Source organism: Clostridioides sp. ZZV15-6388 (genome assembly GCF_020657755.1).
GTDB lineage: Bacteria > Bacillota > Clostridia > Peptostreptococcales > Peptostreptococcaceae > Clostridioides.
The window spans coordinates 1-14,945 of the sequence record NZ_JAGWCU010000005.1 but is presented as its reverse complement, the minus strand read 5'-3'; the positions used below and the strand labels follow the sequence as shown (position 1 = coordinate 14,945).

Sequence of the window (14,945 nt, the reverse complement as noted above, 5' to 3'; positions counted from 1 at the left end):
TTAAATTGCAATGATATTGTCAGTTAGAAATATACTTTTAATTGTAAAAGATATAAATATATTTCCAGTTAAAAATGCATTATCAGCTATAAAATATATAAATTCATGTTAGTTATAAACGCATTGTCAGCTATAAAATATATAAATTAATTCCACTTATAAATGCATTCTCCGACTAGTTAAAATTCACAGACTGGATTCCAATACCTTACATTTTCATGTTTTTTTCTTTCACGCTTGCTGTCATCATATGTGGTATAGTCAGAATATATACAATTATTATTGTTATGATTGTCGCTCTTTTTACACTGGTAAACATTACTTTGATTTTTTACAGATATGTTTTCATTAACATAGGATTCAAATTTATGGCTAAATAAGGTCTCTGGTCTTATATACATTTCCATTATGGTATCTTTCCACTTAGCTACTTTTACCTCAATAACTTTGTAGAAATCTTCTAAGACATAACCCTCCTTTAGTCTTTCATTGATAAGTTTGATGCTCGTTGGAGAATTGATTTTAAAGTTTTTTCCTGTTTTTTTATTTAGCATATTTATAATGCTTTGCTGTATATTTTTTTTATTAAATTTATTTAAAGATTCTTTTTTATTTGTTACAAACTTAGCTTCTTTTTGTGCATCATGAGTATTATCAAAATCACTCTTTTTACTATATCTACTCATGCTACTAAACACTTTGCTATTGCTTGATTTTATAACATTTTTACTTTGATTATCTTCTATGTCATTTTTAGTTATTTTATCTATGTCATTATATGTTTCATTAAATCTGACATTTGAAGACCTCGATTTTAAATTAGAGTTTTCTATTTTCAATTCTTCTCCAACAAATGGTTTGTTAGTATAATCTTTAATTTTATTAGTTACATTGATAAAATTAACAACAGATTTTTCAGAGTTGATATTTTCATTGTTGATATTTTCATTATTATAACTAGTATTTTTACCATGATTTTTTATTCCACTATAATCTAAGTCATTGCTTTTTTTATTAGCAGAATTATTCTCACTACTTGAATTATTCTTACTACTTAATATACTACAGTCATCACAGTTACTACATTCTGTATTTTCTTCAATACTACTATCATATTTTGACATTCCACAACCATAAATACAATCTTTATCAATACAATCCTTATTTTCTATATCTCCATAAGCATACTCTAAATTATTGAACTCATAATTCTCTACACTGTCATAGTTAAAATCTATAATTTCATCACTATCAAATAAATTCTCACTAATACTATCAAATAAATCTTCACTAATTTCTGAACTAATATAACTATATATAGAATGCATCTTCCCCTTTGCTCCCTTAGATACAAGCCTTATTACTCCTAAATCTGAAAACTCTCTTACAAGCCTACTTATAGTAGAAATAGAAAGTTGTAAATCTGTAGCAGCTCTTCTTACTGTCATATAAAATTGACCTCTTGGTAAAGTACATTGCAATCTCTGTATATTTTCTTTTCTCATTATATAATGATTAAATCTTATTTTATTAATATCACTTGCTATATCAAAGCCTAATACTACTGAATTCAATTTATAAAATCCATTATTCATCTCTACTAACCCCTTTTCTACTAATAAGTAATCGCTTCTCAATAATTATTACTTTATATAAGCAACATAAAGTTTAAATTTAAATATATATTTATTTTAATATATTTTAAATATACTTATTAATCCCTTAAAATCCCTATTTATATTCTTAAATATGCAAATGTATTATGTCATATTTATTTATATTTTTTTATTTATATAGCTTATTTATTGTTTTTTCCCCTTTATACAAGCAATTGTACCATTTTGTTTATTTTTTATCCAACAAATATTTTCGACTATTTTTTTGAATTCTCAATATATCTCCATTATTTAACAGAATATTTTATAGAATATACAGTCTATTTAAATTAATAGGCAATAAATTTAGTAAATTTGTCTAAAAAAAACTTTATAAAATGTCTTTTACCTACTCCATACTTAATCTTTACAAAATATTTTGTATAGCATTTTATATATTGTTTTCATTTATTATTCGCTTAATATTGCTCACACACATGTTGTGTTTAATAGCTAGTTCCCCATAATTAACTCCATTAAATTGTCTCACTATCTCCCTATTTCTTGCATATCTAAAAATCCCCTTACATGTAGGTATATAAGTGTTTGTACCTCCATACAATTTAGCAATCTCTATAAACTTATCAATTCCCACTATTTCCACCATTGCATGAAACTGAACTGGTATATCTTCTAATTTTACTTTCATAAACTACACTCTCCTTTAAAATATTTTTAATAGCTTTAATAGCTTTAATAGCTTTAATAGCTTTAATAGCTTTAATAGCTTTAATAGCTTTAATAAAGATTTTAATGGTTTAAGAGTAAAATGTTAATATTGGACTTTTAACTTTTTTATTTACAGATTAAATTTAATAATTTTTTTAACATAAACCTTAGACTAAAACGAACACTTCTAAAGAACTTTGACTATAATAATATTTTTCTATAAGTAACATAGAGCTATATATTCCATGTTATTTCTATATTCATATTTAAAAATATAATAACTTTGATAAAAGTACCTAATACTATCTCCCTATATTCAAAAACTGATTCTTATCATGTGAATTCATAATTGAAAATTTCATTCATTGTATTTAGTGAATGACTGACTGTCATTGCAAAACTTTATTAACAAATCATAATCCTTTCAAATCTAACAACAAAAAAAGCAGTAAACCTTAATCGATTTACTGCTTTGGTAATTTAAAATTAAAAAATACAAGTTAAATCACTTTAAATTTACAACTTAATAGCACACTCCATTGCAAGCTCAAAGGTATGTACTTTTTGTGAAATCGGACGTATAGTTAATCCTCGTTGTTCCCATACATCTGAGTTTAGATTATCACAAGCATAAACAAACTGTGAAAATATAACATTTCTAAATTGTGCTGCGGCAGCTACAGCAGCACATTCCATATCAACTGCAATACATCCCTGTTTCTTCCGTGTAAGCATTTTATTACGTGTTTCACGATATGGAGCATCAGTAGTCCATATTTTACCTTTTATGTATGATAATCCTTTACCTTTAAATACAGATTCAATCACTTTAACTCCATGTGGGTTAAGTATAATTTCATCAGAGGCTGGTTGATAATGATAACTTGTGCCCTCATCACGGATAGCTGATGTTGGAATGATTAAAAATGCATCATCAATAGAATGGTCTAACACACCACATTCTCCACAGATAAATATCTTCTTTGCTCCTAACGCGACTACTTCTTCAAAGTTGGTTACACATGCTGGTGCACCTACCATAACCTGACAAATCCCAATTCTTACATTCTTGAAAAACACTTCATAAATTGGTATATCTCCAGCAACACTAATTAAACGACCTATTTTTTTGCCATTATACTTTTCAACAATTGTTTGTATCATAGATTTTGAAAATTCACATACGATAGTTTCAGGAAAATGACAGTCAGGTTTTTCTATTACATAATCTGGCCTCAAAATCCCCCAAAAATCAGAGTCAAACTGTTCCAACAGAATTTCACTCATAATATAATCTCCTCTCAAAATTTAGTATAGCGTGTTCCTGTTAAATATATGGAGTATATTATATCACGATGAACTAGCTAAAACAATTAAAGATGTATATTTACAATCTAGCTACTGGACACAGATACTGGATACATCTAGATAGTTCATTCTAAAAGAACATATTGGATATTTTATCCCCCATATAAAATATTCTAAACAAAATCAATAAAAAACTATTGCACATATCACATATAACATATCACATATCACATATCACATATCACATATAACATATAACATATAACATATAACATATAACATATAACATATAAACATTAAATCATTCATTCAATCATTAAAACAATATATACTTATAAAGTTTTTTATAAAATTTTAACAAAAAATCTTAAGAAATTACTGTTTAACTCCGATATTATCTTATATGATACTATAGATTTAACAAAGAAAGTCGACAAATCTTTGAAATTAAATTTTTAGGAGGTAGTTTTATGGCAGTTGTTTCAACAAAAAATTTATCTAGTATAAAACTAAAATTGGATGCTGGTTTTGATGATAAGGGTAAGGCAGTTATTAAAAGTAAATCTTTCGCAAATGTAAAGGCAGAGGCATCAAACGATGATGTTTATGCTGTTGCAGAGGCAATCGCAAGTCTTCAAGAAAATCCTATTGTAGATATTTTAAAACTAGATAGCACATCACTATCTAAATAGTAACTTTCAAATATAGTCTACACTAAAGATTATAGTCTAAATTAAAATTTATCAACTATTTATATATCATCTTCAATATATAATACACTTGATATTATATAGATTTAACAAATTATACACTTAATATATTGATACTTTAAGCAATTAAAAAAATAAATTATTATCGTGGAGGTAACTGTATGGAGATTAAGAAAAAATTAGTCATGAGTTTCAAGAATATAAAGGATAAACAAGTTTCTTTTTCTATAGAAAATCCAAAGGAGGACTTAACTGAAGAAAATATAAAATCTGTTATGGATTTGATAGTATCTAAAAATGTTTTTTCAGTTGGAGGATTTGACCTTGCTTCTGCTGTTGAAGCTAAAATTGTAGAAACTAATACTACTCCTTATGACCTAGTTATAATATAGGAGGTAATTTTATGGATGATAGTTTACAATTGTTAATAACTAATGTTGGTTTTCCTATAGCTCTATCCATGTATTTATTGGTTAGAATTGAAGGGAAATTGAACACACTATCCAACAGCATTGATGCACTATCTAAAAATATTTTGACATTTGAGAAGTAATTTGACAATATATGCAAGTCATAAGATAGGTCTATTTGTAAAATAATTAGAGATATTCTATGAAAAGTACTACGATATTTGGATAATATTCCCAAATGGTCGTAGTATTTTTTCGAATTTTACCACTTTAAATTTGAATTTCACTATTTTAAATTTGAATTTAACTGTACTTAATTTGAAATTTAGCACTCATCTAGTTGGACTCAATAAAATATAATGCTATTCTAATGACAGTAATAAAATGAGGTGATAATTAATGAAAATACATGTCGAACAATCCACTAATTTTGATGATATTGAAATAATTATAAAATGCTCTGCCATTGACAATAATATTGAAAAAATAATTTCATTACTAAATACACCATTACTAGATATAAATGGTAAAAAAGCAGGAGAAATTTATAAGCTTAATATTTGCGATGTTTTATACTTTGAGACGGTTGGCAATAAAACATTTGCTTACTATAAAGATGATGTATTTGAAATTGACCTAAAAATATATGAATTATCAAACCTACTACATAATACATCTTTTTTAAGAATATCTAAATCCATGATTTTAAATATGGATTACCTAGAAAGTATAAAAGTAATATCACACAATCGCATGCAGGCTACTTTATCAAATAATGAAAAAGTTATTATAAATCGCCGTTACATAAAAAATATTAGAGATAAGCTAAATATTTAATAAAAATTACAAAAATCAAAAATATTTTATTAATATCACTAATTATCTACTTATTAATTCACTTTATAGTCAAAATAAAATAATCTATCTGGTATTAAATCTAAACTAATTATACATAGTGTAAATAGCTAATTATGTATAGTATAAATAGTTTAAAAATAATTAGTTAATACAAACGCTAATATAAGTACGCATCAACGAAAACTAGTAAACTATAATTACTAATAGACTATCGATAAACGCCAATAAACTATTAATAATTACTAACGGACTATCAATAAACACCAATAAACTATTAATAATTACTAACGGACTATTGATAAACACTAATAAGCTATCAACAATTACTAATACTAAATAATACTTTCAGCCCTAAAAAATAAATATAAATTAAACCACTATTAACAAAACGAAAGGATAGTGAACATAAGATGCAATTATATAACCCCCATTTTAATTCAGATAAAAATTTAATTTTTTTCTTTACAATCACGCTATTATGGACTTGGGTATTCAGCTTTACACCTGTATTACTAGGAGTTACAAATACCATGCTTGGAAAACTTCTTTTTTACTCTGCATATACAGCCCCTTCCATCATAGGGCTACTTTTTGTTTTCACAATATATCCAAATAGTGCAAGAAAAGATTTTCTTTACAGGAGCTTTAGCTTCAAAGAAATAGAAATAAAATGGCCATTACTAACAGTACTCTTTTTTGCTTTAATTGTCATTTGTTCTTTACTAATAGGAAAGTATTTTCATCTAGAAATTAATGATGTAGATTGGATGCACATAGCTATTTATACACCTTATAAAATACCAATTATGCTATTTATAAGCTTTATACTAAGTGTACTTAGCCAAGAATTTGGATGGAGGGGGTATTCTCTTGATAAATTATTAGTCAGGTTTGGATTTACAGGTGCTTCAATTATTTTAGGAACTATTTGTGGAGTTTGGTATCTGGGATGGTATCTTACACCTGGTCAAATTCCATATAATCTATTGCAATATTCTTTATTTGATGCACTTTTATTTATACCATCTACTATACTTTTAAGCTTTGTTATTACATTTGTATATATTAATACACATAGAAGTATTTTAACAGGCGGATTTGTACATATGATGTGTAACTTCTTTACCATTCAACTATGTTCTTACTATCATATTGAAGTATATGTAATAACTCAATATGTAAAAATAATATTTTGCCTCATATTAATTATTTACATAATTTCTTCTACTAAATTTAAACAGAAAATCAACTCTGAAATTGAGCAGATAAAATCAGACGAATTTGAATTCGAGTTAGACTGGGGATTATAGATTAAACTGGTAATTAAATGCATTTTCCTAAACACTTGAAGTATACAAAAACAATATATATACTGATTATAAGTGAGAAGGAGGACATATTTTCATGTTTAAAATTGGAGAATTTTCAAAACTAACACAAGTCTCTATTCGAATGTTACGTTATTATGATGAACTTGGCATTCTAAAACCAGCAAAGATAGATAAATACACAGGTTATCGCCTATACTCTGCTGACCAAATTTCAACTTTACAAAGAATTATTTTACTAAGAGATTCAAAATTTACTGTTTCAGAGATATCAAATATTATTCATAACTGGAATGACGAACTTGTGATTAAAGAATTGAATCGAAAAAAAATTGAAATACAAGATGAAGTCAAAAAAGAGCAACAAAGAATAAATAATATTGATAAATTGATTGAGGCTATAGATGACAATAAAGATGAGATTCATTACAATGTTATCTTTAAGGAAATTCCCAGTTATAAGATTATCTCGCTTAGAGAAATAATTCCAGACTATCACTATGAAGGTATACTGTGGGAAAAATTATATGAATTTATTAAAGAAGAACATATAGAAATATCCCATCAAGCAAACAACAATATGGCACTTTATCATGATGAAGAACTTAAAGATTGTGGTGTAGATATAGAGGTTGGAATGGTTGTAAAAAAATTAAGCAAAAACAAATCTGGATTTATATATCGTGAGACAGAAGCAGTTGATATGATGGCATGTAGTATGGTATATGGTCCATATGAAAATATAGCTGGTGGGTATGAGTCATTTGCTTACTGGCTGGATACAAATAGTGATTATAAAATGTCTGGTATAAATAGGCAAATTGGTCATAAGGGAGTTCACAACGAGGAAAATCCTGAAAACTATCTTACAGAAATTCAGATACCAGTCATAAAAGTTAAATAGATTTCAATATAAATATTTACATATTAATGTTAAAAGTAGTGCCTCAAAATGAACTTTTTAGTTCATGAGGCACTCTTTTTTGTATAAAATCAAAAATATTTTTCTCCAATCTTTTTAACTTAGATATCTCAAAGTAATATCTTTTTTTTGAATGCGACTAATTCTTGAGTTAAATAAGAACTTGATTATGGTATATAGTAAATTTAGTAAAATGAAAATAAACAAAATTACAAATATATTACATTGAAAAGGAATATAGTCATTTGTTGATAAAGATAAACTTTTATGAATGAGCTTACAAATTTCAATACTTGGTATAAGTAAAATGATAAAAGCAATGTTTAATATTGGACGGTACACACTTATGAACATCTTGTTGATTTTCTGGGCAGTATATCCCATCATATCTAAAATAAAAATGTTTTTGGTATCTTCTTGAAATTTTAAAAGAATAGTTAAATATAAAAGCAAACACCCAATAACACAACCTAATATTTGGCATATTACAGCACTGGTGCGGTTTGAAACATTATTCTCTTCAAGTTTAGCTATTCGTTCTGATATATTTTGTATATGGGCTGTTCCTATCTCTGGCATATCTGTTATACTATTTGTATAAATACCGTTGTAAGGGTCTTGCGATATATTTAATAATTTTTCCAAATTACTTTTTGATGTGTATACGGAATAATTATCTGCATTTTGTGCAATATTGTAAACATGAAGTGATTTTTCTATATTATTTAATCTTACAGTTATATCAGTTCCCTTTTGAATGTCATACAAATCTGCCAATGCCTCACTTACAACAACATTATTAGTTGGTATATTCTCTATTTGACTTCCCCTCTCATCAGTTAGAAAAAATAAGCCCTTACTATTTTCTATTCCCATAATAGAACCATTGATTTTTTTGCCATTACTTTCTACTTTTATATTTTCCTTTATGTAATACTCAAATTTTTCGGAATCCTGATGTACAGTCTGATAAACAGGATAAGATACATCATATTGATAGTTTCTTCCATGAGATTGTGTATCAAAAATATATTGACTACTTAAATTTAAAGAAAAGCTCATAATAAAAAGTATAGCAAATATCCACACAGAAAGAATAGAAATAAATATCTGAAATGGTTTTCTTAGTACAAGTCTCATTGAAAAACTTGAAAATTTACTTAAAATTTGACTAAACATTCCCACATGAAATGTATTCATATTGTTATTTGCATTTAAAAAGTCAATAGTATCCTTTTTATTCATTTTTTCAAAAATTATCATAACTGAAATTGCAGGTAAAAAAGAACTTAGTAAGGCTATACTATAATTTTGTATATATATCCCTTTAACCAAACACTCCAAAGAATATACATCATTATATAAACCTAACATTACATCTGAGCCTATCCACCCTAAACATAATCCGCAAATATTAGCAATAAAATTTAAAATTATGCTAATCAAAAGAATTATTAAAGCCATCTTTTTTGTAGAATATCCTAATGCAATATAACACCCTAATTCTTTTTGGTGCAAAGAGCAATACTTCTTGTAAAACATAAAATATACAAAAACAGTAATCAATGTAAGCATTACTAAAAATGTAATAGCTAAGGTTTGATTTGATTGTAGAGATATAAGAAATTCTTTTTCTATATTTGTTAATACTAGTTTACTATTCAAATATTCTAAATTACCATCAATAGAAATCTGAACAAAAAAATACATAAATGACGATAATAAGCTCAACAAAAAAAGAATTATAATATTAGATTTCATGGATAATGCACTCTTACAAAAGTATTTTGCAAAAAATTTCATTATTCAATCCCCCAATCTATATCTTCAACAGCTAGTGGTGTATGATTTTGTATATCATTTATGACTACACCATCTTTCATTGTAATAATACGGTCTGCCATTTTTGATATTTTAACATTATGGGTAGAAAATATAACCGTTGTGCCATATTTGTAGTTAAGTTCTTTCAAATATGAAACTACTTTTTTGCTGTTTTCTTCATCTAATGCTCCAGTTGCTTCATCACAAAAAAGAATATCTGGATTTTTTATAATTGCTCTTGCAATAGCCGTTCTTTGTCGTTGACCTCCCGATAGCTCAAAAGGAAATCTATCCTCTAAATCTTCTATATCTAATTGTTGCATAATTTCTTTATACGGAATATTATTACTTCTAGACGATTTTCCTAATTCGATATTTTCTTTTATAGTCAATTCTGGCAAGAGAAAATACTCTTGAAAGATATTACTGAATTTCTCGTGACGTAAATTAAGTTGCTCTTTCTTTGATATATTTGTAATTGCTTTATTACGATAATATACTTTTCCATTAGTCGGATGTAGCAAACTGGACATAATATTTATTAATGTTGATTTTCCAGAGCCACTCTGACCTAAAATAACAGTAAATGTTTCAGAAATAAAATCCAAAGTTACTTCTTTTATTGCGCTCTCAAAAGAATTAAATTGTTTATTAATGTCGACTACCCTTAAAATTTCTTGCATCATATAACCTCCATAGTAATAAAATCAAAAAACGCAATGTACTTTTCTGTTCCCAATGATTTATTTACTAATTCTTCCAAAGCTTCAATTTTATTTTTTATGCTCTTTGCTTCCCATTGAAAGAGTATATTATCAAGGTAGAAATTAGATAGTGTCAATAACATTTCAGCAACTTCCAAAGGGAAAGATGTCTCAAACTCTTTGCCAATTACTCCATCCTTTATAATAGAAGCATAGAAAGGTGACATATACTTTGTAAATGCAATCATTAGTTTTTGATGAAAAATAGCATTCTCAGGTTTATTTATTACTTTTGACTGTTCAATGTTGTCATGGAATAGGGAAATTCCATTCTTGATTGCCTTTTGTAATCGAACGACAGCACATTCTGAATAGTTATCCATATTTCGCAAAGCAGTTACTGACTGGTTCACATACTCAATGATTGCTGAATCGACACATTCTTCTTTAGATTCAAAATAGTGATAAAAAGCACCTCTTGAAATAGATAACTCTTTAATAATTATAGAAATCGACATTTGCTCATATCCGTATTTTAATAATATCTGCCATATAGAAGCAAGAAGCTCTTGTTTTTTACTATCAAAATTAACTTTAGTTCGTGCCATATTTACCTCCTTATAAATAAACCGACTATCGGTTTATTTATATATTATCAAACCTACTTCACACTGTCAATGAAATATAGCTTATAAAATTTTACCTAAATATTATAAGCTCATAAAAACCTTAGAGATAATGGAGTTATTTAATCATCATCCTACTGTTACTCTTATTTAATTATTCTTATTTAGTTGTTCTCATCCAATAATATTATTTATATATTGTCTACTTTTATCAATGTGGAAGAATTTCTAAACTCTCTATATACAGTTTCCCAATATTAGTATTTTAAAAATAAAGATTATATTACAATTAAAAAATTATTTCTAACCTTTCATTTAGTAGCCACTTTTTATATCATTTTGTACAAAAAGACGGTATTGATATAGTTTTTGCAAAGGTATATATGAAGATTTTAAGTTCATTAAAATATGACGGAGAATGGATTTATGCTCCTTCTATACATTTTATAGAAGATTTATTATCTACAGAAGAATATCAAGTTAAACGAACTCCTGTAAATCATGAATTTAACAAGACAATTATAAAAAAACTGCCACCTTCTAACCTACTTAAAAACTAACACTCCATTGACATATAAAAGCTTTCGTGATAGTATCTAAACGTGTATTAAACACGTTTAATTTTTTTATGAGGAATTCTTAAGGGGAAAAATATGAAAATAGATTCAAAAAAAGAGCAACTAATTAACACAACAGTCCAGCTATTAACTTCAAATAGAGATATTTCAAGTATCACAGCTAGAGAAATCATCGCTAAAGCAAATGTCAATTTGGCTATGATTAATTATTATTTTAAATCTAAAGAAGCACTAATTAACACTGCTATAAAAAGAATTTTAAAATGCCATATGGATGAATATAAAGCTACACATGATAAAAAAAATTTAGCACCTAGGCAAGAATTAAAAGAAATGTTAATGACATTTTGTGATGTTATAATTTTATATAGTCAATTTATAGAGATTTCTGTACCTTACATATTAGTGCAGGAAGACATTATTTATCCATTTGAAATATTGCCTTTGATTAGGGCTCATTATAAAAATCACGACAATAACAAAACTGAGGAAGATTACAAGGTTATTGCATATCAAATAACTTCATTTATACAGTTAGTTCTTCTTCGCTCTAACGCTTTTTTAAGGTATAGCGGTATTGATATTATGGATGCTGAGAAAAGAAGTGCTTTAATTGACTCTCAATTAGATTTATTTTTAGTAGACACTATAAAGTAGTACTATTTCAGTTTAGTATTATCTCTATTTAGTATTTATATGTGTTTAGTATTATGTCTGTTTGGTACTATTTCAGTTTAATTATATGTCTACTTAGTTATATGTATATTTAATTATATGTTTGTTTAACTATATGTCTATTTAGTTTTGATACATAACTCTGACATAACTTAAAGATATTCTCATAGACTCAAATACTTACATTAAATAAAGGGGGAATTTTAATGTTTTTTACATTTATAGGGATAATATCAGCAGTTTTATTAGTATGTACAATTATATGCGGACTCTGGATAAAACTTAATAATCGCAACAATGACTCAAATTCTCACTTTACTTTTTCAATACTTTCAATTGTATTTTCGTTATTGATTGTGGTAGCTTTTTTAGTAAAAAAATAGTGTTTTTATATCATAAGATAAAAACATATAATTATTTTATGTTGTCTTCAAGTTATCCTATAGAGGCTTTTTAGGCAACTAGTTTTTATCCTATCACAATAATACTCTTTTCTATTGATTAAAATAAGTGCAACTCTATTGATTAAAATAATTACAACCGCATTAACATAAATTTTATCTAAACAATTATAATAGTCTACCCTTTACATATCAGCATACCTTTTATCTAAATAATCGTAGCAATACCCTCTCAACAATTTTTCTAATTCAAACATTACAAAAAAACACCCAATTCTTACAACGAGACTTATATTCCCAGACCCCTTTCAAATGCTATCATTGACTTACAAGATAAACGAAAGCGAGGATGATATATATGCTTAAAGTAAACAATTTATGTAAATCATACAAGACAGGTAATAAAACGTACCCTGTATTAAAAAATATTTCTTTTGAAATCAATAAAGGTGAATTCGTTGCAATCATGGGTGCATCTGGAAGTGGAAAGACAACTCTCTTAAACTGCATTTCATGCTTTATACCAATTGATGAAGGTGAAATAACTCTTGGAAACAATAATATAAGAAACCTACAGGAAAAAGAACTTTCCGAAGTTAGAAATCAGCAGTTGGGATTTGTATTCCAAGATTTTATGCTGTTTGATGGTCTTAGTGTCTTTGAAAATATTTGTGTTCCACAAATTATCAAAGGTGGTCAAGTTATACAAATGGAAAACCGTGCTACTAGTCTATGCAAGTTATTTGGTATTGAACATATACTCAAAAAATACCCTGCCGAAATATCTGGTGGTGAAAAACAACGTACAGCAGTAGCAAGAGCTCTTATGAACAATCCAGATTTGATATTAGCAGATGAACCAACTGGTAATCTTGATAGCAAATCTTGTCGTACAGTAATTGACTCATTCCTAAAAGCCAAACAAGAACTAGATGCTACTATATTCATGGTTACACATGATAGCTTTGCTGCAAGTTTTTGTGACCGTGTTATTGTCCTTAAAGATGGAATGGTTTACAAAGAAGTTGTAAAATCAAATTCAAGACGTGAATTCCTAGACGAATTGTTGGAACTTTTAAAAGAAATGGGAGGCGGTCAAGATGACAATTAATAAATTATATGGAAAACTTCGAGCCTACAATTGGAAAAACTATACAACATTATTCTTTTGTATAATACTTTCTGTAGTCTTAGTAACTTCATATGCTTTAATTTATTTTAGCCCTACAGTACAAACAATCCTTCCAACTGGTGGAGATAGTAGAAAACAAGCCATAATGATATTTGCAGTTGCTATATTAGGATGTGCTGTTTTTACTACTTATGCCTCTTCCCTATTTTTAAAATTTAAAAGTAGAGAAATTGGTATTTTTATGGCTCTAGGAACAGATAAGAAAAAATTGAAAAAGATTCTATTTTCGGAAATACTACTTATTTCAATAGTCTGTTGTCTTTTAGGTCTTATATTAAGTATACCTGTATCTTTTGGTATATGGAAGATATTCCAATTAGTAATTATTGATACAAGAGAAATGGCGTACCAATTTGGAACTCAAGGATTTATATATGGTTTCATATTTTGTATATTTGTAACTCTATGTATTTTCTTACTTTCAGTAAAATTCATTAATCGTACAAATATAATTGATATACTAAATGACCAAAGAATCTCTGAACCAGTTCATGAAGTGAAAAGTTGGTATGGTATATTGGGAGCATTTTTTATGGTATTAGGACTTCTTCTAGGTTATGTAGTACCTTCAATAGTCATAAATAAACTTAATTACAGGTTGCCATCTATATGGAGCATCACTTATATATTCTCTGCTGTTGGAATTTACATGATTATGACATATGTAGTGGTACATGCAAAAAGAGGAAAACACCCAGAAAAATACTATAAGAACATTATATCTACTAGTATGATGCGATTTATGGGCAAGCAAACAGTAAAAAATATGTGTGTTATTGCATTTTTAATTGCAGGAGCCTTATTTGCTGTATTCTATGTACCTAATATGGTTACAGGAATTAACGAAAATATTAAAAAGAATCCTATAGATTACACGTTCACTTATAATCAAAGTGTAAATCAAATATCAAAAAAAGAAATTGAACAGTAACAAATAGTTTATAAAACTTTATAAAAGAATTATAAAAATATAAACTATACTGCGTATGTAGAGAAATCTGCATAGGACACCACTTTAAAACCAGTAAATCCTAAAGCTCTACTACCACAATAAAGGATAGAATCAGAAACCTTTATGATGGTGA

17 protein-coding genes are annotated in these 14,945 nt (G+C 27.1%); 11 read left to right on the top strand and 6 right to left on the bottom strand.

Annotated elements, in window-relative coordinates:
* Positions 1-179: 179 nt before the first annotated feature.
* The 3 genes from KGF48_RS04550 to KGF48_RS04540 all read right to left on the bottom strand — a co-directional run bounded on the left by KGF48_RS04550 (position 180) and on the right by KGF48_RS04540 (position 3,611).
* On the bottom strand, positions 180-1,595 hold the full coding sequence (locus tag KGF48_RS04550) for a conserved phage C-terminal domain-containing protein (RefSeq protein ID WP_227867783.1): 1,416 nt from the start codon (positions 1,593-1,595) through the stop codon (positions 180-182).
* A 451-nt stretch (positions 1,596-2,046) separates the two neighbouring features.
* The gene (locus KGF48_RS04545) at positions 2,047-2,304 is read right to left on the bottom strand and encodes a Mor transcription activator family protein (RefSeq protein WP_227839173.1); all 258 of its coding nucleotides are present in this window, start codon (positions 2,302-2,304) and stop codon (positions 2,047-2,049) included.
* Between the two features lie 536 nt (positions 2,305-2,840).
* Positions 2,841-3,611 carry a nucleoside phosphorylase gene (locus tag KGF48_RS04540; RefSeq protein ID WP_227867782.1) on the bottom strand — a complete coding sequence of 257 codons (771 nt, stop codon included), beginning with the start codon at positions 3,609-3,611 and terminating at the stop codon, positions 2,841-2,843.
* Positions 3,612-4,102: 491 nt separating this feature from the next.
* On the opposite strand from KGF48_RS04540, the gene KGF48_RS04535 reads away from it, so the two are divergent.
* From KGF48_RS04535 to KGF48_RS04510, 6 genes are all read left to right on the top strand, one after another.
* Positions 4,103-4,324: a DUF1659 domain-containing protein gene (locus tag KGF48_RS04535; RefSeq protein ID WP_227828767.1), complete on the top strand. Its 222-nt coding sequence runs from the start codon at positions 4,103-4,105 to the stop codon at positions 4,322-4,324.
* Between the two features lie 179 nt (positions 4,325-4,503).
* Positions 4,504-4,734, top strand: coding sequence for a DUF2922 domain-containing protein (locus KGF48_RS04530; RefSeq protein WP_227839171.1), 231 nt, complete (start codon positions 4,504-4,506; stop codon positions 4,732-4,734).
* 11 nt (positions 4,735-4,745) lie between these two features.
* Complete coding sequence (locus tag KGF48_RS04525; RefSeq protein WP_227828769.1) at positions 4,746-4,895, top strand: YvrJ family protein; 150 nt, start codon at positions 4,746-4,748, stop codon at positions 4,893-4,895.
* A 256-nt stretch (positions 4,896-5,151) separates the two neighbouring features.
* Complete coding sequence (locus KGF48_RS04520) at positions 5,152-5,589, top strand: LytTR family DNA-binding domain-containing protein (RefSeq protein WP_227828770.1); 438 nt, start codon at positions 5,152-5,154, stop codon at positions 5,587-5,589.
* Between the two features lie 551 nt (positions 5,590-6,140).
* A complete protein-coding gene (locus KGF48_RS04515; protein ID WP_227867781.1) occupies positions 6,141-6,920 on the top strand; it encodes a CPBP family intramembrane glutamic endopeptidase in 780 nt (259 codons plus the stop codon).
* Positions 6,921-7,014: 94 nt separating this feature from the next.
* The gene (locus tag KGF48_RS04510) at positions 7,015-7,842 is read left to right on the top strand and encodes a MerR family transcriptional regulator (protein ID WP_227839169.1); all 828 of its coding nucleotides are present in this window, start codon (positions 7,015-7,017) and stop codon (positions 7,840-7,842) included.
* 114 nt (positions 7,843-7,956) lie between these two features.
* Here the strand turns inward: KGF48_RS04510 and KGF48_RS04505 are convergent, their stop codons facing one another.
* The 3 genes from KGF48_RS04505 to KGF48_RS04495 are packed head-to-tail and all read right to left on the bottom strand — an operon-like array spanning position 7,957 to position 10,996.
* Entirely contained in the window at positions 7,957-9,663 is a 1,707-nt protein-coding gene (locus tag KGF48_RS04505; protein WP_227867780.1) for an FtsX-like permease family protein, read from the bottom strand.
* Positions 9,663-10,367 carry an ABC transporter ATP-binding protein gene (locus KGF48_RS04500; protein WP_227867779.1) on the bottom strand — a complete coding sequence of 235 codons (705 nt, stop codon included), beginning with the start codon at positions 10,365-10,367 and terminating at the stop codon, positions 9,663-9,665. Before KGF48_RS04500 ends, KGF48_RS04505 begins: the two co-directional genes overlap by 1 nt.
* Positions 10,367-10,996 (bottom strand): TetR/AcrR family transcriptional regulator, encoded by a 630-nt coding sequence (locus tag KGF48_RS04495; RefSeq protein WP_227867778.1) that lies wholly within the window; start codon positions 10,994-10,996, stop codon positions 10,367-10,369. The genes KGF48_RS04500 and KGF48_RS04495 overlap by 1 nt, the downstream gene beginning before the upstream one ends.
* Before the next feature lie 401 nt (positions 10,997-11,397).
* Here KGF48_RS04495 and KGF48_RS04490 point away from each other — a divergent pair, with 401 nt between their 5' ends.
* The 5 genes from KGF48_RS04490 (at position 11,398) to KGF48_RS04470 (ending at position 14,791) form a co-directional block, all read left to right on the top strand.
* Positions 11,398-11,574: a hypothetical protein gene (locus KGF48_RS04490; RefSeq protein WP_227867777.1), complete on the top strand. Its 177-nt coding sequence runs from the start codon at positions 11,398-11,400 to the stop codon at positions 11,572-11,574.
* A gap of 93 nt (positions 11,575-11,667) precedes the next feature.
* On the top strand, positions 11,668-12,249 hold the full coding sequence (locus KGF48_RS04485; RefSeq protein WP_227839158.1) for a TetR/AcrR family transcriptional regulator: 582 nt from the start codon (positions 11,668-11,670) through the stop codon (positions 12,247-12,249).
* 224 nt (positions 12,250-12,473) lie between these two features.
* Complete coding sequence (locus tag KGF48_RS04480) at positions 12,474-12,650, top strand: hypothetical protein (RefSeq protein ID WP_227828778.1); 177 nt, start codon at positions 12,474-12,476, stop codon at positions 12,648-12,650.
* 376 nt (positions 12,651-13,026) lie between these two features.
* Complete coding sequence (locus tag KGF48_RS04475; RefSeq protein WP_227839157.1) at positions 13,027-13,779, top strand: ABC transporter ATP-binding protein; 753 nt, start codon at positions 13,027-13,029, stop codon at positions 13,777-13,779.
* Positions 13,769-14,791, top strand: a complete 1,023-nt coding sequence (locus KGF48_RS04470) for an FtsX-like permease family protein (RefSeq protein WP_227867776.1) — start codon at positions 13,769-13,771, stop codon at positions 14,789-14,791. Before KGF48_RS04475 ends, KGF48_RS04470 begins: the two co-directional genes overlap by 11 nt.
* Positions 14,792-14,945 lie beyond the last annotated feature (154 nt).